The sequence below is a fragment of the Pseudomonas lijiangensis genome (assembly GCF_018968705.1).
Taxonomy (GTDB): Bacteria; Pseudomonadota; Gammaproteobacteria; order Pseudomonadales; family Pseudomonadaceae; genus Aquipseudomonas; species Aquipseudomonas lijiangensis.
The window spans coordinates 4,496,800-4,519,170 of sequence record NZ_CP076668.1; the positions used below are offsets into that span (position 1 = coordinate 4,496,800).

General features: G+C 59.2%; 20 protein-coding genes. 17 read left to right on the forward strand and 3 right to left on the reverse strand.

Going from position 1 to position 22,371, the window contains the following annotated elements; all coding sequences use genetic code 11:
* Positions 1 to 44: 44 nt before the first annotated feature.
* Positions 45 to 338, reverse strand: coding sequence for a hypothetical protein (locus KQP88_RS18805; protein ID WP_025261500.1), 294 nt, complete (start codon positions 336 to 338; stop codon positions 45 to 47).
* Positions 339 to 752: 414 nt separating this feature from the next.
* Between KQP88_RS18805 and argF the strand changes: the two genes are divergently transcribed.
* Positions 753 to 1,673 carry an ornithine carbamoyltransferase gene (argF, locus tag KQP88_RS18810; RefSeq protein ID WP_200992760.1) on the forward strand — a complete coding sequence of 307 codons (921 nt, stop codon included), beginning with the start codon at positions 753 to 755 and terminating at the stop codon, positions 1,671 to 1,673.
* On the forward strand, positions 1,670 to 2,743 hold the full coding sequence (locus KQP88_RS18815) for an ABC transporter ATP-binding protein (RefSeq protein ID WP_198727490.1): 1,074 nt from the start codon (positions 1,670 to 1,672) through the stop codon (positions 2,741 to 2,743). Before argF ends, KQP88_RS18815 begins: the two co-directional genes overlap by 4 nt.
* 50 nt (positions 2,744 to 2,793) lie before the next feature.
* On the opposite strand, the gene ybaK is transcribed toward KQP88_RS18815, so the two are convergent.
* On the reverse strand, positions 2,794 to 3,264 hold the full coding sequence (ybaK, locus tag KQP88_RS18820) for a Cys-tRNA(Pro) deacylase (RefSeq protein ID WP_200992761.1): 471 nt from the start codon (positions 3,262 to 3,264) through the stop codon (positions 2,794 to 2,796).
* 349 nt (positions 3,265 to 3,613) lie between these two features.
* On the opposite strand from ybaK, the gene KQP88_RS18825 reads away from it, so the two are divergent.
* From KQP88_RS18825 to KQP88_RS18875, 11 genes are all read left to right on the forward strand, one after another.
* Entirely contained in the window at positions 3,614 to 4,465 is an 852-nt protein-coding gene (locus KQP88_RS18825) for an MIP/aquaporin family protein (RefSeq protein ID WP_200992762.1), read from the forward strand.
* A gap of 28 nt (positions 4,466 to 4,493) precedes the next feature.
* On the forward strand, positions 4,494 to 5,999 hold the full coding sequence (gene glpK / locus KQP88_RS18830) for a glycerol kinase GlpK (protein ID WP_216703880.1): 1,506 nt from the start codon (positions 4,494 to 4,496) through the stop codon (positions 5,997 to 5,999).
* A 92-nt stretch (positions 6,000 to 6,091) separates the two neighbouring features.
* Positions 6,092 to 6,847, forward strand: coding sequence for a DeoR/GlpR family transcriptional regulator (locus tag KQP88_RS18835; RefSeq protein ID WP_200992764.1), 756 nt, complete (start codon positions 6,092 to 6,094; stop codon positions 6,845 to 6,847).
* 274 nt (positions 6,848 to 7,121) lie between these two features.
* Positions 7,122 to 8,648, forward strand: coding sequence for a glycerol-3-phosphate dehydrogenase (gene glpD / locus KQP88_RS18840; RefSeq protein ID WP_216703881.1), 1,527 nt, complete (start codon positions 7,122 to 7,124; stop codon positions 8,646 to 8,648).
* A 328-nt stretch (positions 8,649 to 8,976) separates the two neighbouring features.
* A complete protein-coding gene (locus KQP88_RS18845) occupies positions 8,977 to 9,891 on the forward strand; it encodes a glutamate/aspartate ABC transporter substrate-binding protein (RefSeq protein WP_200992768.1) in 915 nt (304 codons plus the stop codon).
* 192 nt (positions 9,892 to 10,083) lie between these two features.
* Positions 10,084 to 10,830 (forward strand): amino acid ABC transporter permease, encoded by a 747-nt coding sequence (locus KQP88_RS18850; protein ID WP_025261518.1) that lies wholly within the window; start codon positions 10,084 to 10,086, stop codon positions 10,828 to 10,830.
* A complete protein-coding gene (locus tag KQP88_RS18855) occupies positions 10,827 to 11,495 on the forward strand; it encodes an amino acid ABC transporter permease (RefSeq protein WP_200992902.1) in 669 nt (222 codons plus the stop codon). The genes KQP88_RS18850 and KQP88_RS18855 overlap by 4 nt, the downstream gene beginning before the upstream one ends.
* Positions 11,492 to 12,226, forward strand: coding sequence for an amino acid ABC transporter ATP-binding protein (locus KQP88_RS18860; protein ID WP_025261520.1), 735 nt, complete (start codon positions 11,492 to 11,494; stop codon positions 12,224 to 12,226). Before KQP88_RS18855 ends, KQP88_RS18860 begins: the two co-directional genes overlap by 4 nt.
* A 68-nt stretch (positions 12,227 to 12,294) precedes the next feature.
* Positions 12,295 to 14,190, forward strand: coding sequence for a two-component sensor histidine kinase AauS (gene aauS / locus KQP88_RS18865; RefSeq protein ID WP_216703882.1), 1,896 nt, complete (start codon positions 12,295 to 12,297; stop codon positions 14,188 to 14,190).
* A gap of 11 nt (positions 14,191 to 14,201) precedes the next feature.
* Positions 14,202 to 15,527 carry a two-component response regulator AauR gene (aauR, locus tag KQP88_RS18870; protein ID WP_198723826.1) on the forward strand — a complete coding sequence of 442 codons (1,326 nt, stop codon included), beginning with the start codon at positions 14,202 to 14,204 and terminating at the stop codon, positions 15,525 to 15,527.
* 19 nt (positions 15,528 to 15,546) lie between these two features.
* Entirely contained in the window at positions 15,547 to 15,885 is a 339-nt protein-coding gene (locus KQP88_RS18875; protein ID WP_198723792.1) for a GlpM family protein, read from the forward strand.
* 121 nt (positions 15,886 to 16,006) lie between these two features.
* On the opposite strand, the gene KQP88_RS18880 is transcribed toward KQP88_RS18875, so the two are convergent.
* Positions 16,007 to 16,672, reverse strand: coding sequence for a GntR family transcriptional regulator (locus KQP88_RS18880; RefSeq protein WP_216703883.1), 666 nt, complete (start codon positions 16,670 to 16,672; stop codon positions 16,007 to 16,009).
* Positions 16,673 to 16,924: 252 nt separating this feature from the next.
* Between KQP88_RS18880 and KQP88_RS18885 the strand changes: the two genes are divergently transcribed.
* Genes KQP88_RS18885 through KQP88_RS18900 form a run of 4 tightly spaced genes read left to right on the forward strand, consistent with a single transcriptional unit; the run spans position 16,925 to position 22,285 of the window.
* On the forward strand, positions 16,925 to 18,157 hold the full coding sequence (locus tag KQP88_RS18885) for an NRAMP family divalent metal transporter (protein ID WP_216703884.1): 1,233 nt from the start codon (positions 16,925 to 16,927) through the stop codon (positions 18,155 to 18,157).
* A 20-nt stretch (positions 18,158 to 18,177) separates the two neighbouring features.
* On the forward strand, positions 18,178 to 18,936 hold the full coding sequence (locus KQP88_RS18890; protein WP_216703885.1) for a LamB/YcsF family protein: 759 nt from the start codon (positions 18,178 to 18,180) through the stop codon (positions 18,934 to 18,936).
* Positions 18,937 to 18,944: 8 nt separating this feature from the next.
* Positions 18,945 to 20,549, forward strand: a complete 1,605-nt coding sequence (locus KQP88_RS18895) for a 5-oxoprolinase subunit B/C family protein (protein ID WP_216703886.1) — start codon at positions 18,945 to 18,947, stop codon at positions 20,547 to 20,549.
* On the forward strand, positions 20,546 to 22,285 hold the full coding sequence (locus KQP88_RS18900) for an acetyl/propionyl/methylcrotonyl-CoA carboxylase subunit alpha (RefSeq protein WP_216703887.1): 1,740 nt from the start codon (positions 20,546 to 20,548) through the stop codon (positions 22,283 to 22,285). The genes KQP88_RS18895 and KQP88_RS18900 overlap by 4 nt, the downstream gene beginning before the upstream one ends.
* The last annotated feature ends 86 nt before the right edge of the window (positions 22,286 to 22,371 follow it).

Here is a 22,371-nt window from a genome sequence, read left to right on the forward strand (position 1 = left end):
TCTCGTGAATCGCGAGCCATCAGGCGGGCAGATGGCTTGGGCGATCAGTTGCCGATAGGGGTCACAACCTTGCGCTGCAACTGGATTTCCGTGACAGTTTCGATCTGTTCCTGGGCGACATGCACCCCGGTCAGTTCGCCGATCAGGCGCCAGTGATCGTCGAGGCCGGAACTGATGGTCGCCATGCGGTCGATCATGCGACGACCGGCGGCCCGGGTGACTTCGTCTTCACTGCGCAACAACTCAAAGGACATCGACGTCATCGAAGCGGTGAGGTGTGTCAGGGTACGAGCGGTCAACCCAAGCAGCTCCGTTAGTTGTCGTTCCTTTGAGTCCATTCCCAGCCCCTCGATTGAATTGAGCAGTTACTAGTAACTCTTTATAACTCACGCACGCTGTTAAGGAAACGGGCAACTTTTCAACGCCGTGAAGCGCGTCGCATAAGCATAGACGCACAAGACCGGACTTTTACAGTATCGGCATCAATTGCCAAGCACTGTTTGGTCAGTGTACAAATGCTGCCTTCTGCAATCAGCGGGCCGGCCACAGGGCTGTTTCAACCAGCGCCACTGCGGTTACGGACTTCGTTATCTCTGAAGTAAGCATGCTATTGGTAAGACGCGACATTTTTTTATACTATCGCGCCTTCCTTATTCGTCGCCCCCGTGCGGCTTTCGCCTCAGGTCATGCCGTTTTCTCGATAAAACCCGGCTTTCAGAACCTGCGGTCTGTTGCAAAAAAGGTAGTTAATAATGAGCGCCAGGCACTTTCTCTCGATGATGGATTACACCCCAGATGAGCTTCTGGGCTTGATCCGTCGTGGCGTAGAGCTTAAAGACCTGCGAAATCGCGGCGTGCTTTTTGAACCACTGAAAAATCGAGTGCTGGGGATGATCTTCGAGAAATCCTCGACACGTACCCGTCTTTCCTTTGAGGCGGGCATGATCCAGCTGGGTGGCCAGGCCATCTTTCTGTCCCATCGCGACACTCAATTGGGCCGTGGCGAGCCGATTGCCGACAGCGCAAAGGTCATGTCGCGCATGCTCGATGCCGTGATGATCCGGACGTTTGCCCACAGCAATCTGACCGAATTCGCCGCCAATTCCCGCGTCCCTGTGATCAATGGGCTGTCCGACGACCTGCACCCATGCCAGTTGCTGGCCGACATGCAGACCTTCCTGGAACACCGAGGCTCGATCAAGGGCAAGACCGTGGCCTGGATCGGTGACGGCAACAACATGTGCAACAGTTATATAGAAGCGGCCATACAGTTCGACTTCCAGTTGCGTGTCGCCTGCCCTTCCGGCTACGAACCCAACCCCGAGTTCCTGGCACTGGCCGGTAATCGCGTGACCGTCACCCGTGATCCGAAGGAAGCAGTTGCAGGCGCGCATCTGGTCAGCACCGATGTCTGGACCTCCATGGGCCAGGAAGAAGAAACCGCCAAGCGTATCGCGCTGTTCGCACCCTTCCAGGTCACCCGCGCCTTGCTCGATCTAGCTGCCGAAGACGTGCTGTTCATGCATTGCCTGCCGGCGCATCGCGGTGAAGAAATCAGCGTCGACCTGCTGGACGATGAACGCTCGGTCGCCTGGGATCAGGCTGAAAACCGTCTGCATGCCCAGAAAGCCCTGCTGGAGTTTCTGGTCGCGCCGTCCTATCAGCCAAAATGAGCCATACCCTGCTGCTGAATCTGCGCAACCTGGCCTGCGGCTATCAGGATCAACGTGTGGTGCAGGACCTCAACCTGCACCTCAACGCCGGAGACATCGGCTGTCTGCTGGGTTCTTCGGGATGCGGCAAGACCACGACCCTGCGGGCCATTGCCGGGTTTGAGCCGATCCATGCCGGCGAGATTACCCTGGCCGGTGAAGTCATTTCCCGACCCGGCTGGACCCTGGCACCGGAGAAACGCCGGATCGGCATGGTGTTTCAGGACTACGCGCTGTTCCCGCACCTGAGCGTGGCGCAGAACATCGCTTTCGGCATCCGCAAACATCCCCGCCTGAATCAGGTAGTCGACGAACTGCTGGAGCTGGTCAACCTGGGCTCGCTGGGCAAGCGTTATCCCCATGAGCTGTCCGGCGGACAGCAGCAGCGTGTCGCCCTCGCCCGTGCGTTGGCGCCAGAGCCGCAACTGTTGTTGCTGGATGAGCCGTTCTCCAACCTTGATGGCGAGTTGCGCCGACGCCTGAGCCATGAAGTGCGCGACATTCTCAAGGCTCGTGGCACCAGTGCGATTCTGGTGACTCACGATCAGGAAGAGGCCTTTGCGGTCAGCGATCATGTGGGTGTGTTCAAGGAAGGCCGACTTGAGCAATGGGATACGCCCTACAACCTGTATCACGAACCGCAGACACCTTTCGTGGCCAGCTTCATCGGGCAAGGCTATTTCATTCGCGGGCAGTTGATCGATCCACAATCAGTGCAGACCGAACTCGGCGTGCTGAGCGGCAATCGTGCCTATCCGGGTGTCAGCGGCAGTGCTGTGGATGTGCTGCTGCGTCCGGACGATATTGTCTATGCCGCGGACAGCGACCTTAAGGCACGAGTGGTTGGCAGGACATTCCAGGGCGCTTCAACCCTGTATCGCCTGCAATTGCCGACAGGCAGCCAGCTTGAAGCCATCTTCCCCGGCCATGCCGATCACATGACAGGGGAAGAAGTCGGGATCCGGGTTGCCACCGAGCATCTGGTGCTGTTCCCGGCGGCGGGGAGTGTTGCAGCGAGTGCGGTTTTGTAGTTTTCGCGAATGAGCGGAGCGCCGCCCGATTCGCGCGGTTTCGGAGCAAACTACTCCCGTCCGATCGCTGCAAACACCGCGCGGGTATGTTCCGCCAGCACTGCCGCCGACAACTCCACCTCCAGGCCGCGTCGCCCCGCACTGACGTAGATCGTCTCGAAAGGCTGGGCGCTCTGGTCGATGAAGGTGCGCAGACGCTTCTTCTGTCCCAGGGGGCTGATTCCGCCCAACAGATAACCGGTTGCCCGCTGAGCCGCAGCCGGGTCGGCCATCTCGGTTTTCTTCGCAGCGGCGGCACTGGCCAGAGCCTTGAGGTCCAGGGTTCCGGCAACCGGTACAACGGCCACCAGCAACTCCCCCTTTTCCGTGCTCGCGAGCAGGGTCTTGAACACCCGTGCCGGTTCAAGACCCAGTTTCTCGGCCGCCTCCAGCCCATAAGACGCAGCTTTCGGATCATGTTCGTAACTGTGAATCCGGTGTTCGGCGCGAACTTTCTTCAATAAATCCAGCGCGGGGGTCATCAGGACACTCCAGGTCACTCAAGGCGGCTTCTACTTTAGGCGAAATACGATGCAAAAGCCCTATCTCAAGGCACACTACCGAGTGATGGCCGTTTAAAATCAAAAAAATATTTCCTACACAGGATGGAGAAATCTCAAATTTAGCTGTCAGAAAATATCGTCAATGGTTCGCTTTCAACCTTTGACAGGTTTGTTTCTTGTCTATATTTTTTCGTTTACGAAAATTTTTGAAATTTATTTTTCAAAAGGGTTCGTAAAACCGTCCGGGAATGGGGTTTTCCCGAGACGGCAGATGATGAGCATCGGTGCTTTGCATACGAAGCCGCAAAAAACAAAAAATGAGGTTCATATGACCATGTCCATGCAACAACCGACGCTACGCGGCCAGTGTCTGGCCGAATTCCTTGGCACCGCTCTGATGATTTTCTTCGGCACGGGATGCGTTGCAGCGCTCAAGGTCGCAGGTGCTACATTTGGCCTGTGGGAAATCTGCATCATCTGGGGCCTGGCCGTCAGCATGGCGATCTATGTCAGCGCCGGTGTTTCGGGGGCTCACCTCAATCCCGCTGTCAGCATCGCCCTCAGCCTCTTTGCAGGTTTCGAAAAGAGAAAACTCCCCTTCTATATAAGCGCTCAAGTGGCAGGAGCCTTTTGTGGCGCGGGTCTGGTCTATCTGCTTTACATCAGCCTGTTCTTCGAATTCGAACATGCTCACAACATGGTTCGTGGCAGCGTGCAGAGCCTCGAACTGGCGTCCGTGTTTTCCACTTACCCCAACCCGTCCATTTCCGTAGGCCAGGCGTTTCTGGTCGAGGTAGTGATCACCGCCGTCCTGATGGGTGTGATCATGGCACTGGGCGATGACAGCAACGGTCTGCCACGCGGTGCGATGGCGCCTTTGCTGGTCGGTCTGCTGGTTGCCGTGATCGGCGCATCCATGGGGCCGCTGACCGGTTTCGCCATGAATCCGGCGCGGGATTTCGGTCCTAAACTGATGACATTCCTTGCAGGCTGGGATGAGATAGCCTTCACCGGTGGACGCGACATACCGTATTTCCTGGTTCCGATTTTTGCACCGATCCTGGGTGCCTGCCTCGGTGCTGCCGGCTATCGCGGGCTGATCGCCCGTCATCTGCCCAACGCCGTCGTCGCTGAAGAGGCTCCCGAAGCCATTCGCGGCAAAGCACAGACTTCCGTTTGAATACCCCCAATAACGCAAGGCAATCGAAATGACAGACTCTCAGAACAAGAACTACATCATTGCCCTTGACCAGGGCACCACCAGTTCCCGTGCGATCATTTTCGACCGCAACGCCAACGTGGTGAGCACTGCCCAGAGCGAATTCGTCCAGCATTACCCGCAGGCTGGCTGGGTCGAGCATGACCCGATGGAAATCTTCGCCACCCAGACCGCCTGCATGACCAAGGCATTGGCCCAGGCTGATCTGCACCATAACCAGATCGCGGCCATCGGTATCACCAACCAGCGTGAAACCACCGTGGTCTGGGAAAAGGACACCGGTCGCCCGATCTACAACGCAATCGTCTGGCAATGCCGCCGCAGCACCGAAATCTGCCAGCAGCTCAAGCGCGACGGCCTTGAGGAATACATCAAGGACACCACCGGCCTGGTCACCGACCCCTACTTCTCCGGCACCAAGCTCAAGTGGATTCTGGACAACGTCGAAGGCAGCCGCGAGCGCGCACGCAAGGGCGAGCTGATGTTCGGCACCATCGACAGCTGGCTGATCTGGAAATTTACCGGCGGCAAGATTCACGTCACCGACTACACCAACGCTTCACGCACCATGCTGTTCAACATTCATACCCTGGAATGGGACCAGCGCATGCTTGAGGTGCTGGATATCCCTCGCGAAATGCTGCCCGAGGTCAAGGCGTCTTCGGAAGTCTACGGCCACAGCAAAAGCGGGATTCCGATTGCCGGCATCGCGGGCGACCAGCAGGCAGCACTGTTCGGTCAGATGTGCGTAGAACCGGGCCAGGCGAAAAACACCTATGGCACCGGCTGCTTCCTGCTGATGAACACCGGCAAGAAAGCCGTCAAATCGGCCCACGGCATGCTGACCACAATCGGCTGCGGCCCACGTGGCGAAGTGGCTTATGCACTGGAAGGTGCTGTGTTCAACGGCGGTTCCACTGTGCAGTGGCTGCGTGACGAACTGAAAATCGTCAACGATGCCCTGGACACCGAGTACTTCGCCAACAAGGTCAAGAACAGCAACGGCGTTTATCTGGTCCCGGCCTTTACCGGTCTGGGCGCGCCCTACTGGGACCCGTATGCCCGTGGCGCCCTGTTCGGCCTGACCCGCGGCGTGAAAGTCGATCACATCATTCGTGCAGCGCTGGAATCCATCGCCTACCAGACCCGTGACGTCCTGGACGCCATGCAGCAGGACTCCGGCGAACGCCTCAAGTCGCTGCGTGTCGACGGTGGCGCGGTGGCCAACAACTTCCTCATGCAATTCCAGGCCGACATCCTCGGCACTCAGGTCGAGCGCCCGCAAATGCGCGAAACCACCGCTCTGGGTGCAGCGTTCCTGGCCGGTCTGGCGATTGGCTTCTGGAGCAGTCTGGACGAGTTGCGCAACAAGGCAGTGATCGAACGCGAGTTCGAGCCACAGTGCGACGAGGCCGAAAAAGAGAAGCTTTACGCTGGCTGGAAGAAAGCCGTAGAGCGCACTCGTGACTGGGAACCGCACGAAAACGAAGAGTAAGCAGAACGGGGGGCAGGATTATTGAAGCTGACAGCCAAGGCCCGGCTACGGCATCATGGGCGCCATTTGCAGAGGGCGCCCAAGGAAAAACAATGAACCTGCCTCCCCGCCAGCAACAGATCCTCGAACTGGTCCGCGAACGCGGTTATGTCAGCATCGAGGAAATGGCGACGCTGTTCGTCGTGACCCCACAAACCATCCGCCGTGATATCAATCAACTTGCGGAAATGAACCTGCTGCGTCGCTACCACGGCGGCGCGGCCTATGACTCGAGCATCGAGAACACCGCCTACGCCATGCGTGCGGACCAGATGCGCGACGAGAAACAACGGATCGCCGAAGCCATCGCCGCGCAGATCCCGGACAACGCCTCGCTGTTCATCAATATCGGTACCACCACCGAATCCATCGCCCGAGCCCTGCTCAACCACAACAACCTGAAGATCATCACCAATAACCTGCATGTGGCTTCGATCCTCAGCGGCAAGGATGATTTCGAGGTATTGCTGGCCGGTGGCAACGTGCGCCGTGACGGCGGAGTGGTCGGTCAGGCCAGCGTGGACTTCATCACCCAGTTCAAGGTCGATTTCGCTCTGGTCGGGATCAGCGGTATCGATGAAGACGGCAGCCTGCTGGATTTCGATTATCAGGAGGTCCGGGTTTCCCAGGCGATCATTGCCAATGCTCGGCAAGTGCTGCTGGCTGCGGACTCCAGCAAGTTCGGGCGTAACGCCATGGTGCGGCTGGGCCCCATCAGCCTGATCGACTGCCTGGTGACCGATCAGGCCCCTGTTCCGGCCCTGCAGCACCTGCTGGCCCAACACAAGATCCGCCTCGAAGTGGTTTGATTCAAACCGGTTTTCACCACGGTAGGAGCGAATTCATTCGCGAAGGCTCGTAAACACTGGCCTCTTCGCGACTAAAGTCGCTCCTTCACGCCTTTCTTTCGCGAAATCGTCTTACGATGTTCGCTTTTTTTCCTTTCCCCTCTCCCTCATCAGTATTTTCAATAAATACTGACTGGCAGCGCCTTATTTATTGAGCTATGATTTTCACAAACGAACATTAATGTTCAAATTCGCCTTTCGAGCGTTATTCAAGAATTGTCCAGGAGGCCACCCAATGCCCCACTCCAGCGCGTCAGCACCATCGCTTTCCGAGGTCTACGACATTGCCGTTATCGGTGGTGGTATCAACGGTGTCGGTATTGCAGCAGATGCCTCGGGCCGCGGCCTGTCGGTTTTCCTTTGCGAAAAGGATGACCTGGCCAGCCACACCTCGTCGGCCAGCAGCAAGCTGATCCACGGCGGGCTGCGCTACCTGGAACATTACGAATTCCGTCTGGTGCGTGAAGCACTGGCCGAACGTGAAGTGCTGCTGGCCAAGGCGCCGCACATCGTCAAACCGATGCGCTTCGTCCTGCCCCATCGCCCGCACCTGCGCCCGGCCTGGATGATCCGTGCCGGCATGTTCCTGTATGACAACCTCGGCAAGCGCGAAAAGCTCCCGGCATCGCGCAGCCTGCGTTTCGGTGCGGACAGCCCGCTCAACGCCTCCATCACCCGCGGTTTCGAATATTCCGACTGCTGGGTCGATGACGCCCGTCTGGTTGTCCTCAATGCCATGGCTGCCCGTGAGAACGGCGCACACATCCACACCCGCACCCGCTGCCTGAGTGCCAGCCGCACCAAAGGCATGTGGCATCTGCAGATGGAGCGCGCCGACGGCACGGTCTTCTCGATCAACGCCAAGGCACTGGTCAACGCTGCTGGCCCATGGGTCGCCAAGTTCATTCGTGAAGATCTGAAGCTGGATTCGCCTTACGGCATCCGTCTGATCCAGGGCAGCCACCTGATCGTGCCAAGGCTGTACGAAGGCGAGCACGCTTTCATCCTGCAGAACGAAGATAAACGCATCGTGTTCACCATTCCGTACCTGGACAAGTTCACCATCGTCGGCACCACCGACCGTGAATACCAGGGCGACCCGGCCAAGGTGAAGATCACCGACGGCGAGATGGACTACATGCTGAAAGTGGCCAACGACCACTTCAAGAAGCAATTGAGCCGCAGTGACGTGTTGCACACGTATTCGGGCGTGCGCCCGCTGTGCAACGATGAATCCGATAATCCGTCAGCCATCACCCGTGACTACACCCTGTCGTTGTCGGGCAGCGAAAACGAAGCGCCGATCCTTTCGGTGTTCGGCGGCAAGCTGACGACCTATCGGAAACTGGCCGAATCGGCGATGGCACAACTGGCACCGTTCTTCCCCCGGATGAAACAGAGCTGGACAGCCGGTGCTGCACTGCCCGGTGGAGAAGAAATGACCACTGCGCAGGCTCTGGCAAGCGAGTTGAGCAAGCGCTTCCCATGGCTGCCTGCTTCCACAGCGCAACGCTGGTCCATCACCTACGGCAGCCGCACCTGGCGTCTGCTGGATGGCGTGAACGGTCTGGAAGACATGGGCGAGCATCTGGGTGCGGACCTGTACACCCGCGAAGTCGATTACCTGTGTGCGCAGGAATGGGCGACCAACGCTGACGATATTCTGTGGCGTCGCACCAAGCTTGGGCTGTTCACCACGGCTGAAGAACAGGCCAGGGTGCAGGGTTATCTGGAAACCGTGGTTCGTAACAAAGCGGCCTGATAGACAGCCTTTCGCGGATGAATCCGCTCCTGCGCGAATCGTGTGGGAGCGACTTCAGTCGCGAAAACTCACGCCTGCACTCCTCATTCGGTTTTCCGAACAGCCCGTTATCCGGAGTTCGGAAAACCGGACACAAAAAACTCGTCACATCCCCTCGAATCCCTATCAAACCCAATAAAATCAAATGCTTGGTCGAACACCAAGTCCTTGGCACGACTCCTGCTCTACACCTTTCGTCGATCGCTTCAACTGTCGCGTGTGTCTAGCCCGGACGCGGTTGAAGCATTCACTGAGAAATCTTAATAAAAACGAATTCGAGGATTCATCGATGCGTATCGTTCCCCAACTGTTGGGCGCAGCAATCGCTGCCACTCTGATCAGCACTCCAGTTCTCGCAGAAGAATTGACCGGCACACTGAAGAAGATCAAAGAATCAGGCACCATCACCCTCGGTCACCGTGACGCGTCCATCCCGTTTTCCTACATTGCCGATGCTTCCGGCATCCCGGTTGGCTACTCCCACGATATCCAGCTGAAAATCGTTGAAGCCATCAAGAAAGAACTCGACCTCCCTGACCTGAAGGTCAAGTACAACCTGGTCACGTCCCAGACCCGTATCCCGCTGGTTCAGAACGGCACCGTTGACGTGGAATGTGGTTCCACCACCAACAACGTCGAGCGCCAGCAGCAAGTGGACTTCTCGGTCGGCATCTTCGAGATCGGTACCCGCCTGCTGTCCAAGGTTGATTCGTCCTACAAGGACTTCGACGACCTGAAAGGCAAGAACGTCGTGACCACCGCCGGCACCACGTCCGAGCGCATCCTCAAGGCGATGAACGCCGACAAGCAGATGGGCATGAACGTGATCTCCGCCAAGGACCACGGTGAGTCCTTCCAGATGCTGGAATCGGGCCGTGCAGTCGCCTTCATGATGGACGACGCACTGCTGGCTGGCGAAATGGCCAAGGCCAAGAAACCCACCGACTGGGCTGTGACCGGCACGCCACAATCCTATGAAATCTACGGCTGCATGGTTCGCAAAGGCGACGCACCGTTCAAGAAAGCGGTCGATGACGCCATCGTCGCCACTTACAAGTCCGGCGAAATCAACACGATCTACAACAAGTGGTTCCAGTCGCCGATTCCACCAAAAGGCCTGAACCTGCAGTTCCCGATGAGCGACGAGCTGAAAAAGCTGATCGCCGAGCCGAACGACAAGGCTGCCGAAGCCAAGAAAATCTGAGTCACCGACACACCGTGAACCTACGGTTTTCCGAACGGGCCGCAGCCTGTTCGGGAAACCGCTCATCACTCACTGTACCCAGACGATAAGCGCCAGGACGGAGTCCGAAGGCGGGTCTGGTGTGCATAAGGGCTCGAACGGATTCATGCGAGACGGGTGCGTGCATTTCGACAACAAGAGGGGGAGACCCTGATGAATTACAACTGGGACTGGGGCGTATTCTTCAAGTCCACCGGTGTCGGCAGCGAAACCTATCTGGACTGGTTCATTTCCGGTCTGGGCTGGACCATCGCCATTGCCGTAGCCGCCTGGATCATCGCCTTGATACTGGGTTCCATACTCGGTGTCATGCGTACCGTGCCAAGCCGTCTGGTAGCTGGCATCGCCACGATCTACGTGGAAATCTTCCGTAACGTGCCACTGCTGGTGCAGCTGTTCATCTGGTACTTCCTGGTACCTGATCTGCTGCCTGAAAATCTTCAGGAGTGGTACAAGCAAGACCTCAACCCGACGACGTCCGCCTTCCTGAGCGTCGTGGTCTGCCTGGGTCTGTTCACCGCCGCACGGGTTTGCGAACAAGTGCGTACCGGTATCGAAGCCCTGCCAAAAGGCCAGGAATCCGCGGCTCGCGCCATGGGTTTCAAACTGCCGCAGATCTACTGGAACGTCCTGCTGCCCCAGGCTTACCGGATCATCATTCCGCCACTTACCTCCGAATTCCTGAACGTGTTCAAGAACTCTTCGGTGGCGTCGCTGATCGGCCTGATGGAGCTGCTGGCGCAAACCAAGCAGACCGCCGAGTTCTCCGCGAACCTGTTTGAAGCCTTCACCCTGGCGACACTGATCTACTTCACCCTGAACATGAGCCTGATGTTGCTGATGCGCCTGATCGAGAAGAAAGTCGCAGTGCCGGGCCTGATTTCCCTGGGGGGTAAATAATGGACTTCAGTGGAATCGTTCCAGCCCTTCCGGGCCTCTGGAACGGCATGGTCATGACCCTGCAACTGATGGCCCTGGGCATCGTCGGCGGTCTCGTCATCGGTACCATCCTGGCCTTGATGCGCCTGTCATCGAACAAGCTGCTGGCTAACATAGCGGGCGCTTACGTCAACTACTTCCGTTCGATCCCGCTGCTGCTGGTCATCACCTGGTTCTACCTGGCGGTGCCGTTCGTGCTGCGCTGGATAACCGGTGAAGACACACCGATCGGTGCATTCACCTCTTGCGTCGTGGCGTTCATGATGTTCGAGGCCGCGTACTTCTGCGAAATCGTGCGTGCCGGTGTGCAGTCCATCTCCAAGGGTCAGATGGGTGCCGCCAAGGCCCTGGGCATGACCTACGGGCAAATGATGCGCCTGATCATCCTGCCTCAGGCGTTTCGCAAGATGACTCCGCTGTTGCTGCAACAGAGCATCATTCTGTTCCAGGACACGTCTCTGGTTTACACGGTCGGTCTGGTGGATTTCCTCAATGCCTCGCGCGCCAGTGGCGACATTATCGGTCGCGCCAATGAGTTCCTGATCATCGCCGGTGTGGTGTATTTCACGATCAGCTTTGCCGCCTCGTTGCTGGTGAAGCGTCTGCAAAAAAGGTTTGCCATATGATTTCCATCAAGAACGTCAACAAGTGGTATGGGGACTTCCAGGTACTGACCGATTGCAGCACCGAGGTCAGCAAGGGTGAAGTGGTCGTGGTCTGCGGTCCGTCCGGCTCCGGCAAATCGACCCTGATCAAATGCGTGAACGCCCTGGAGCCTTTCCAGAAAGGCGACATCGTGGTCGACGGCACTTCGATCTCCGATCCGAAGACCGACCTGCCGAAACTCCGTTCGCGGGTCGGCATGGTGTTCCAGCATTTCGAGCTGTTCCCGCACCTGAGCATCGTGGAAAACCTGACCATCGCGCAGATCAAGGTCCTGGGCCGCAGCAAGGCCGAAGCCACCGAGAAAGGCCTGAAGCTGCTGGATCGCGTGGGTCTTTCTGCACACGCCCACAAGCATCCGGGTCAGCTTTCCGGTGGTCAGCAGCAGCGTGTGGCGATTGCCCGCGCCCTGGCGATGGACCCGGTGGTCATGCTGTTCGACGAACCGACCTCCGCCCTCGACCCGGAAATGGTCAACGAAGTGCTCGACGTGATGGTTCAACTGGCTCACGAAGGCATGACCATGATGTGCGTGACCCACGAAATGGGCTTCGCCCGCAAAGTGGCCAACCGCGTGATCTTCATGGACAAGGGCCAGATCGTCGAAGACTGCGCCAAGGAAGAGTTTTTCGGTGATGTGAGCGCACGTTCCGAGCGTGCCCAGCAGTTCCTCGCCAAGATCCTCCAGCACTAGGAAATACCGTTCGCTACCCTGCCCCGCCTCCCGGGGTATGGGTAGCTGTTCGGCTCAGGACGACTGTGATGAAATGCGACCCTCATATCTATAGCGCTGCGCCGCCATCACTCGCCGTGAAACCCCGTCTGATACGCCAACTGTTTCTGCCTCCGCTGATCCTGCTGCTGATGATCGGCCTGGGCTATATCGCTTATCTGTTCAGCGAGACCCACGGCATCAAGAGCCTCAGCGAAAATGGCGAACGCCAGCTGGAGCTGCATGCTCGTACGGTCGAAAGTGAAATCAACAAGTACACCTATCTGCCCAGCGTCCTGGAGCTTGAATCCAGCGTTTCGCAACTCCTGAAAAATCCGACTCCCGACCTGCAGGGCAAGGTCAACAGTTACCTCGAAGGCCTCAACCGCCGCAGCCGCAGCCGCGCCATTTATGTCATGGACACCACCGGGCGAGTACTGGCCACCAGCAACTGGCGCGATGCCGACAGTTACCAGGGCGAAGACCTATCGTTCCGTGCCTATTTTCAGGATGCGGTGCGTGGCTTGCCCGGCCGCTTCTACGGGATCGGCACCACCGTGGGCGAATCCGGTTATTACCTGGCTCACGGGCTGGAAGAAAGAGGCCGGATCATTGGTGTAGCCGTCATCAAGGTTCGCCTCGAAGCTCTGGAGGAACGCTGGCAACGGGCGCGCATGGAAGCCTTTGTCAGTGATGAGAACGGCATCATCATCCTGTCCAGCGACCCGGCCCGTCGTCTGAAGTCGGTGCGCCCGCTGAACCCCACCATCAAGGAACGCCTGGCGCGCAGCCTGCAATATTACTGGTGGCCGCTGAACGAACTGGTGCCACTGGAACGCGAAACCCTGGCCGAAGGTGTCGAAAAGCTCACCTTCCCGGCCAATGTCAGCGTCGACCGAGAACACACTCAAGTCAGCTATCTGGCCCAGACCCGCCAGTTGAACGATACCCCTTGGCACCTGACACTGCTGACGCCGCTTGAAGACCTGCGCCGCGAAGCCGCCAGCCAGGGCATGCTGGTCGCCGTGGCCTGTGCGCTGGTGGCCTTTCTACTGATTGCCTGGAACGAGCGTCGCAAGGTGATTTCCACCCGGCTTGCGGCCCGTGAAGCCTTGCAGGCCGCCAACGACGAACTGGAACGCAAGATCGCCGAGCGCACCGAGCATTTGCGTGCCAGCAACGAACGTCTCAAGGCGCAGATCCGTGAACGCCGACAGGCTGAAGACACCCTGCGCAAGGCTCAGGACGAACTGGTTCAGGCCGGCAAGCTGGCGGCTATCGGTCAGATGTCCACCAGCATCGCCCACGAACTCAATCAGCCGCTGGCGGCATTGCGCACCTTGTCCGGCAACACCGTTCGCTTCCTTGAACGTGGTGCTCTGGACACTGCCAGCACCAACCTGCGCACCATCAACGATCTGGTGGACCGCATGGGCCGCATCACTGCCAGCCTGAGGGCCTTTGCCCGACGCGGCAACGATCAGGGTCAGGCGCAACTGCGCAAGGCCGTGGACGCCGCCTTGCAGTTGTTGAGCGCCAGGCTCGAAAACGTTTCCCTGAACCTGCATCAGGACTTCACCGATGCCGGACTGGGAATCGACCAGACACGGCTGGAGCAGATTCTGGTCAACCTGATCGGCAATGCCCTGGACGCGATGCATGCCCAGCCGCATCCCGAATTGTGGCTTGAAGGCGAGATTGTCGAAGATCGCTATCGCCTGCGCGTGCGCGACAACGGCCATGGCATCGACGACGAAGCCCGCAAGCATCTGTTCGAACCGTTTTTCACCACCAAACCCGGTGAACAGGGCCTGGGGCTCGGCCTGACCCTTTCCGCCAGCCTTGCGGCTGCGGCTGGTGGCAGCCTGAGTGCAGAGTATCCGGCAGGCGGCACAACCTTCGTGTTGTGGCTGCCACTGGCCAAGGATGAGGAAGCTGATTCATGAGTAACTCCAAAATGAACACTGATCTGACTGTACTCATCGTCGAAGACGATCCCCATGTGTTGCTCGGCTGCCAGCAGGCGCTGGCGCTGGAAGACATTACCTGCGAAGGCGTATCCAGTGCCGAAGAGGCTCTGGCGCGCATCGGTGACAACTTTGCCGGAATCGTCATCAGTGACATCCGTCTGCCGGGTATCGACGGGCTGGAGCTGCTGACCCGCCTCAAGGCTCGCGACAGCAGCCTGCCCGTGGTGCTGATTACCGGGCATGGCGATATCTCCATGGCGGTCAATGCCATGCGCGACGGCGCCTATGATTTCATGGAAAAACCCTTCTCGCCGGAGCGACTGGTGGATGTTGCACGCCGCGCCCTTGAACAGCGCGGGCTGGCCCGGGAAGTCTGGGCGCTTCGCAAGCAACTGGCCGAACGCAACTCGCTGGAAGGCAAGATCATCGGCCGCTCACCGGCCATGCAGAACCTGCGTGCGCTGATCGCCAACATTGCCGACACCTCGGCGAATGTGCTGATCGAAGGCGAAACCGGCACCGGCAAGGAACTGGTCGCTCGCTGCCTGCATGACTTCAGTCGTCGCACCAGGAATCAGTTCGTGGCCCTGAACTGCGGCGGGCTGGCGGAGAGCCTGTTCGAGTCGGAAATCTTCGGTCACGAAGCCAATGCCTTCACGGGTGCCGGCAAGCGCCGGATCGGCAAGATCGAACATGCGCACAACGGCACGCTGTTCCTCGATGAAGTGGAAAGCATGCCGATCAATCTGCAGATCAAGCTGTTGCGGGTCTTGCAGGAGCGCACTCTGGAGCGCCTTGGGTCCAACCAGAATGTCGAGGTGGATTGCCGGGTGATCGCAGCAACCAAGTCCGACCTCAATGAGTTGAGCAAGGCCAACCAGTTCCGCAGCGACCTGTATTACCGCCTCAATGTGGTGACCCTTGAGCTGCCGCCTCTGCGCGAACGGCGCGAAGACATCCTGCAATTGTTCGAGCACTTCTTGCAGCTGTCTTCACTGCGCTTCGACCGCGAGCCGCCGCAACTGGACCGGCAGACGGCATCGACCCTGATGAGCCATGACTGGCCGGGTAACGTGCGCGAGCTGCGTAACGTAGCCGAACGTTATGCGCTGGGGTTGCCGGTGTTCAAGAAATCCGATCAGGCCGAAAGTCAGAGCCTGGGTTTTGCCGAAGCGGTGGAAGCCTTCGAGCGCAACCTGCTGCGCGAAGCCCTGCAACGCAGCGGTGGCAACCTCAGCCAGGCCAGTCAGGAACTGAGCATGGCCAAGACCACGCTGTTCGACAAGGTCAAGAAATACGGGCTGCAAGCCTGAAATCGCAAGGGAAGAAATCGTGGATCTGTTACTCAAGGCCCTGCTGGGCGCAGCCGTTGTCGTGATCCTGGCCGCACTGGCCAAAACCCGCAATTACTACATTGCAGGCCTGGTGCCGTTGTTCCCGACCTTTGCGCTGATTGCCCATTACATCGTCGGCAAGGGCCGCTCTCTGGATGACCTGAAAACCACCATCCTGTTCGGCATGTGGTCGATCATCCCCTACTTCGTCTATCTGGCGGCCTTGTACCTGCTGGTAGACCGCTGGCGCCTGGAAGTCTCACTGGCACTGGCCGCAGCGGCCTGGCTGGTGGCCGCCACGCTGCTGGTGACGTTATGGGTGCGGTTTCACGGGTGATGTCAGCGGCTGCCCGGCTACACACCCCTGGTAGGAGCGAATTCATTCGCGAGAGGTCATTGAAGGCGAGAGATTTCTTCAGCTTCGCGGGCCATCGCGAATAAATTCGCTCCAACTGTGATTAGCGCCGCTTGCTGCGCTCGTAAGCGGCCAGAACGGTGCGTTCCGATTGCACCAGATAGCTTTCGAGCATCACGGTCGCTTCCTCTACACGCCCTTCTTCGACGCAGCGCAGGATCGCCGCGTTCATGTCCAGATAAGGCACATGCAGGAATTCAGGATCGTCGAGCAACCCGAAGGCCAGTCGCAGTTCGGCTGATATCTGCCCGTAGAACACCACCAGTCGCGGGCTGTCGGCCAGTTCGACAATCGCCCTGTGAAACATCATGTTGGCAGTACCCACCGCCACCCAGTCCCTGGCTTCCCTGGCACGCATGCCGGCCTCGACCGCTTCACGCATCTTCAAGGCCCCAGGGTGCAGCGGAAAGCCCTGAGCGATGGCCTTGCACTCGATAAAGCGGCGTACGCGATAGATGTCGATGATCGACGCCATATCAGGCTCGGCAACGGTCACCCCACGATTGGGTTCGTGCTTGAGCAATCCTTCGCGGGTCAGGACCCTGAACGCTTCTCTCAAGGTGTTACGGGAAATCTGCAGGCTTTCGGCCAGTGCCGCTTCGGACAGGCGCTGGCCGGGAACCAGCTCGCCTTCAACCAGCATTCTGCGGATTTCCTGGGTGATGGTTTCTCCCAACGTGCGAGGAAGGGAGGGAGAAGCGTCGTTCATGAGCAATCCAGAATGAGAAAAACCGCCAGATGTTCCCTGAGAGCTTAGTGCGTGGCAAGGCACAAGCGTGCTGCGTGCTTCATTAAGTAGCGTCCATGAGTGAAAGGGTAACAATATGGTGCAAATGACTCACTCATAGAGATATGATTGTTCAACAATGCATTCGCTATATACCTACATCTCAGCGGTATTGAATGAGGCTTGGCACGCTCATTGCTCAAGCAAGATACCTCTCACTGTAGGAATCAGGCCGTGACACAGACCACTAAAGAGTTTACAAAAGCGCGGCGCGCTTCTTTGATCGCCGCCATTTTCATGATGGCCACGTCAGCTATAGGGCCAGGCTTCCTGACCCAGACGGCGACGTTCACTGCAACTCTGGGAGCGGCGTTTGCCTTCGGCATCCTGGCCTCGATCCTGATCGACTTTGTCGTTCAACTGAACGTCTGGCGAATCGTGACACTGACCAAAATGCGCGCGGCCGATCTGGCCAACGCGGCCATTCCGGGGAGCGGGTACCTGCTGTCGGTACTGGTGATCTGCGGTGGTCTGGTTTTCATGCTGGGTAACATTGCCGGTGCGGGCCTGGGTCTGAATGCCTTGACCGGTCTCGATCCCAAATGGGGCGGCTTGTTGAGCGCTATGCTCGCCATCGGGATCTTCTCGTCCCATCGGGCGGGCGTTGCCATGGACCGCATCATGATCGTGCTGGGGCTGCTGAAAGTGGGCCTGATCCTTTTCGCAGCCTTCGCAACCCATCCACCGCTGGGCGAAGCACTGCGTCAAACGGTCTTGCCCGATCTGATCGACTTCGCCTCCATCACCACCATCGTGGGTGGCACTGTCGGCGGCTACATCACCTATGCAGGTGCTCACCGCCTGCTCGATCGCGGCACCGTGGGTGTGGAAAACATTGAAGCGGTATCCCGTGCTGCGCTGACAGGCATTCTGGTCACCGGCATTGCCCGTTACGTCCTGTTTCTGGCTATCCTCGGGGTAGTTGCCAGTGGCGTCGTGATCGACGTGTCGGGCAAAGGCGCAAACCCTGCTGCCCAGGCCTTCCATGCGGCGGCAGGTGATATCGGCATGATGATGTTTGGTCTGGTGCTGTGGGCTGCGGGTATCAGCAGTGTGATTGGTGCGTCTTATACGACGATGTCCTTCACCACCGTGTTCTCGAAACGAATTACCGAGCGTGTCCGCAACCTGGCTACCGTCGGTTTCATTGTCATCACTCTGTCGGTGTATATGGTGTTGGGTAAACCACCGGCAGCGCTGCTGGTGTTCGCGGGCGGCTTCAACGGTCTGATTCTGCCGCTGGGCCTGAGCATATTCATGTACGTGGGCTGGCGCCGTTCGGACCTGATGGACGGCTATCACTACCCGCGCTGGCTGCTGATTCTGGGTGTGCTGACCTGTCTGCTGTCGTGGTTCATGGCCTACAAGTCGGCAGGTGCCATCTTTGCCTTCATCAGCGCGGCCTGATTTCAACGGAGATAATTTAGATGCGTGCAATTGACCTCAACAGCGACCTGGGCGAAAGCTTCGGCGCATGGAGCATGGGTGACGATGCGGCGGTTCTCGAAATCGTCAGCAGTGCCAACGTCGCCTGCGGCTTTCACGCCGGTGACCCGACCGGAATCCTGCGAACCCTGGAAGCGGCAGCCGCCCGTGGCGTTGCCATCGGTGCCCATGTGGCCTACCCGGACCTGGTGGGTTTCGGGCGACGCAACATGGACGTACCTTCCGACCAGTTGACCGCCGATGTGATCTATCAGATCGGCGCGTTGCAGGGCCTGGCCCGCAGCGTCGGCACCAGGGTGAGTTACGTCAAACCCCATGGCGCGCTGTACAACACCATTGCCGGCGATCAACGTCAGGCGGCGGCGGTTATCCAGGCGTTGCTGCGCATCGATCCCCAGTTGAAGCTGGTGTGCCTGGCCAATTCCCCACTGATCGGCTGGGCCACTGAAGCGGGCCTGTCCTGTGTGGCCGAGGCCTTTGCCGACCGTGCCTATACCGCCGAAGGCACGCTGGTATCGCGCTCGAAGCCGGGCGCCGTGCTGCACGACCCCGAACTGATCGCCCAGCGCATGTTGCGTCTGGTGCGTGATGGCGTCATCGAGGCCGAGAACGGCAGCCTGATCAATCTGCAAGCGGATTCGATCTGTGTACACGGCGACAACCAGGACGCGGTCGCCATCGCCCGCAACCTGAAAAACAGTCTGCTTGAAGCAGGCGTCACTATCCGCGCATTTACCTGAGGTGGACCATGCGTTTCTATCCGGTCAGCCTGGACGCACTCCTGGTTGAATTGGCGAATCTGGACGAGACTCTCGCCCTGTTCGATTCGCTACAGCAGGAGCCCATTGTCGGTGTGGGAGAGATCATTCCCGCCGCACGCACTGTGCTCGTGAGCTTTCGTCCCGCATCCATCAGCCGTGAGGTGCTGGCGGCAAAGATCGCTTCGCTCAATGTCCACGGTAAGGTTCGCGAAGCCGGCAAGCTGATCGAGATTCCCGTGCATTACAACGGCGAAGACCTGGCCGATGTGGCCCGTGAACTGGACATCAGTGTCGAGGAAGTGATCAAGCGCCACACCGGCAGCGATTACGATGTGGCCTTCTGCGGCTTTGCGCCGGGCTTTGCCTACCTGAGCGGCGGTGCCGGTTTCCAGGTGCCACGCCGCAGTACGCCGCGCACTCGCATTCCGGCAGGCGCCGTGGCGCTGGCGGGAGGATTCAGCGGCGTCTATCCACAGGCCAGTCCTGGCGGCTGGCAGATCATCGGCGTGACCGAGTCGAAAATGTGGGACCTGGGACGGGATGAGCCGGCCTTGTTGCAGCCGGGCTATCGCGTGCGTTTTTGCGATGCCGGCCCACTGCCTGTCACCAGCGTTTCGGTGGCTGCGCCAAGCCGTCCGGCAGCGTCACCCGTGACAGGAGACGCTCTGGAGATTCTCTCGCCCGGCCTGCAAACCCTGTTTCAGGACCTCGGTCGCCATGGCCGCGCCGGCCAGGGCGTATCGGCTTCCGGCACCATGGACCGGGGATCGCTGCGCGCTGCCAACCGCGCAGTGGGTAACGATCCGGGCAGTGCCTGCCTGGAAATCCTCATGGGCGGCCTGAGCTTTATCAGTCATGGCCCGTCGGTGATCGCCATCACCGGCTCCACTGCTGCGATAGAAGTGCATACCGCTGAAGGTCAATTGTTGCGCCCCGCGCTCTACACGCCGTTTGCCTTGCAGGACGGTGATCGGGTCAGCATCGACGCGCCCACTGCGGGGCTGCGCAACTATCTGGCGATTCGTGGCGGCTTTACCCATGAACCGGTGCTGGGCAGCCTGTCCACCGACACCCTGGCTCAGGTCGGCCCTGCGCCGCTGGCGACAGGTGACCGTATCGGCTTCAGACAGAGAATCGGCGGGCCTGCGGTATCGGTCACCGAGCAACCGGCGTTCGACATGCCACGCGCCGATCAGGTCATCACTCTGGATGTGGTCATGGGCCCGCGCAGTGACTGGTTCACTCCGCAAGCCCAGGCATTGCTGGCTGAACAGACCTGGCGGGTAACGCCACAGTCGAACCGCATCGGCATTCGACTGGCGGGTGACCATTCGCTGGAACGTGTCATTGAAGGTGAGTTGCCCAGCGAAGGCACCACCGTCGGCGCCATCCAGGTTCCACCCAGCGGACAACCCGTGCTGTTCCTGGCCGATCACCCGCTGACCGGTGGCTACCCGGTTATCGGCGTCGTCGCGCCTTACCACCTGGACCTGGCCGGTCAGATTCCGGTCAATTCCCGTATTCGCTTCAAGCCGCTGGGCGCCTTTGAGCCCGTGCGTCCTGCCCTTTCAGACGAGACAAAAAACCAATGAAAAAGGTTCTGATTGCCAACCGTGGCGAAATTGCCGTCCGTATCGCCCGAGCCTGCCGCGACTATGGCATTGCCTCGGTGGCGGTGTATGCCGATGCCGATATCGATGCGTTGCATGTGCGCCAGGCCGATGAAGCCTATGCGCTGAACGGCGAGCGCCCTTCCGACAGCTACCTGAATATCGAAAAGCTGCTGGCGGTAGCGTCCCGCGCCGGTGCCGACGCGATTCACCCCGGTTATGGCTTTCTCTCGGAACGCGCCGACTTTGCCCGCGCCGTGATCGATGCCGGTCTGACCTGGATCGGCCCGGACCCGAGCACCATCGACGCCCTGGGTGACAAGGTTCAGGCACGGCGCATTGCCCTGAAGGTTGGAGCCCCTCTGGTGGCCGGGACCGAAGATCCGGTGAAGGATGCCAGCGAAGTGGTTGCGTTTGCCGAGCAGCATGGACTGCCGATTGCCATCAAGGCAGCGTTCGGCGGTGGTGGTCGCGGCCTGAAAGTGGCCTGGAAACTCGAAGAAGTCAGCGAACTGTACGAGTCAGCAGTACGTGAAGCCGTCGCAGCCTTCGGCCGTGGCGAATGCTTTGTCGAGCGCTTCCTGGACCGCCCTCGCCATATCGAGGCGCAGATCATCGCCGACCGTCATGGCCGGGTCGTGGTGGTGGGCACTCGCGACTGCTCGCTGCAGCGCCGCAATCAGAAACTGATCGAAGAAGCACCGGCGCCTTATCTCGACGAGGCCTTGCGTCAGCGCATCCACGATTCGGCCCGCGACATCTGCGCCGAAGCCGGTTATGTCGGTGCAGGCACAGTGGAGTTCCTGCTCAGTGGCGATGGCACCTTGTCGTTCCTCGAGGTCAACACTCGCCTGCAGGTAGAGCATCCGGTGACCGAAGAAACCAGCGGCATCGATCTGGTGATCGAGCAGCTACGGGTTGCCGAAGGCCTGCCCCTGTCGTTCGAGGGTACGCCGACACCTCGCGGGCACAGCTTTGAATTCCGTATCAACGCCGAAGACGCAGGCAATGGCTTTTTGCCGACACCGGGTGCCATCGACCTGTTCCAGGCGCCGTCCGGTCCGGGGGTTCGACTGGACACGGGTGTGGTCGAAGGCTCGCGAGTGTCACCGAACTTCGATTCGATGATCGCCAAACTGATCGTCACAGGCGCCACCCGCGAGCAGGCCATTCGCCGTGCCCGCCGCGCCCTGGCCGAGTTCCGCGTGGACGGTGTGGCGACTGTACTGCCGTTCCATCGCGCCGTGATGGACCATGACGACTTCACCGCCGCCAATACGTTCGCCGTGCATACCCGCTGGATCGAGACTGACTTCGCCGAAAAAGTAACCATCGCTCCGCGCAGCGCTGCATCCGCCGACCCAGGCGTGCTGCGCACGTTCGTCGAGATCGACGGCAAGCGTCATGAGCTGGGTCTGCCTGCGGCACTTCTGCGTGGCGTCAGCCTGAACGCGGCAGACCCCGGCACTGAAAGCGTGGCAACTGCTCAAGCACATGACCCGCAAGCGATTGTCACTCCGGTCGCAGGCAATCTGCATGCCTGGGTTGTTGCCGATGGCGAGTCGGTCCAGGCCGGGCAAGTGATCGCCGTGATGGAAGCGATGAAGATGGAAACTTCGATTCTAGCGCCTTGTGCCGGTCAATTGCAGATTGCCGAACAGCCCGGCAGTTACTTTGAAGCCAAGTCCCGGATCGGGCGCATAGAAACAACGCTCTGACTTAATAGTTTCCTGCTGGCAAGTTACGCACAACCGGGTAATCACCTGGTTGCTGCGTGCTGCCCGCAGGAATGTTCCAGGCAACG

Coding starts and splice junctions, on each gene's coding strand:
- KQP88_RS18805 (WP_025261500.1), bottom strand. CDS start 338: ATGGACTCAAAGGAACGACAACTAACGGAGCTGCTTGGGTTGACCGCT.
- argF (WP_200992760.1), top strand. CDS start 753: ATGAGCGCCAGGCACTTTCTCTCGATGATGGATTACACCCCAGATGAG.
- KQP88_RS18815 (WP_198727490.1), top strand. CDS start 1,670: ATGAGCCATACCCTGCTGCTGAATCTGCGCAACCTGGCCTGCGGCTAT.
- ybaK (WP_200992761.1), bottom strand. CDS start 3,264: ATGACCCCCGCGCTGGATTTATTGAAGAAAGTTCGCGCCGAACACCGG.
- KQP88_RS18825 (WP_200992762.1), top strand. CDS start 3,614: ATGACCATGTCCATGCAACAACCGACGCTACGCGGCCAGTGTCTGGCC.
- glpK (WP_216703880.1), top strand. CDS start 4,494: ATGACAGACTCTCAGAACAAGAACTACATCATTGCCCTTGACCAGGGC.
- KQP88_RS18835 (WP_200992764.1), top strand. CDS start 6,092: ATGAACCTGCCTCCCCGCCAGCAACAGATCCTCGAACTGGTCCGCGAA.
- glpD (WP_216703881.1), top strand. CDS start 7,122: ATGCCCCACTCCAGCGCGTCAGCACCATCGCTTTCCGAGGTCTACGAC.
- KQP88_RS18845 (WP_200992768.1), top strand. CDS start 8,977: ATGCGTATCGTTCCCCAACTGTTGGGCGCAGCAATCGCTGCCACTCTG.
- KQP88_RS18850 (WP_025261518.1), top strand. CDS start 10,084: ATGAATTACAACTGGGACTGGGGCGTATTCTTCAAGTCCACCGGTGTC.
- KQP88_RS18860 (WP_025261520.1), top strand. CDS start 11,492: ATGATTTCCATCAAGAACGTCAACAAGTGGTATGGGGACTTCCAGGTA.
- aauS (WP_216703882.1), top strand. CDS start 12,295: ATGAAATGCGACCCTCATATCTATAGCGCTGCGCCGCCATCACTCGCC.
- aauR (WP_198723826.1), top strand. CDS start 14,202: ATGAACACTGATCTGACTGTACTCATCGTCGAAGACGATCCCCATGTG.
- KQP88_RS18880 (WP_216703883.1), bottom strand. CDS start 16,672: ATGAACGACGCTTCTCCCTCCCTTCCTCGCACGTTGGGAGAAACCATC.
- KQP88_RS18890 (WP_216703885.1), top strand. CDS start 18,178: ATGCGTGCAATTGACCTCAACAGCGACCTGGGCGAAAGCTTCGGCGCA.
- KQP88_RS18895 (WP_216703886.1), top strand. CDS start 18,945: ATGCGTTTCTATCCGGTCAGCCTGGACGCACTCCTGGTTGAATTGGCG.
- KQP88_RS18900 (WP_216703887.1), top strand. CDS start 20,546: ATGAAAAAGGTTCTGATTGCCAACCGTGGCGAAATTGCCGTCCGTATC.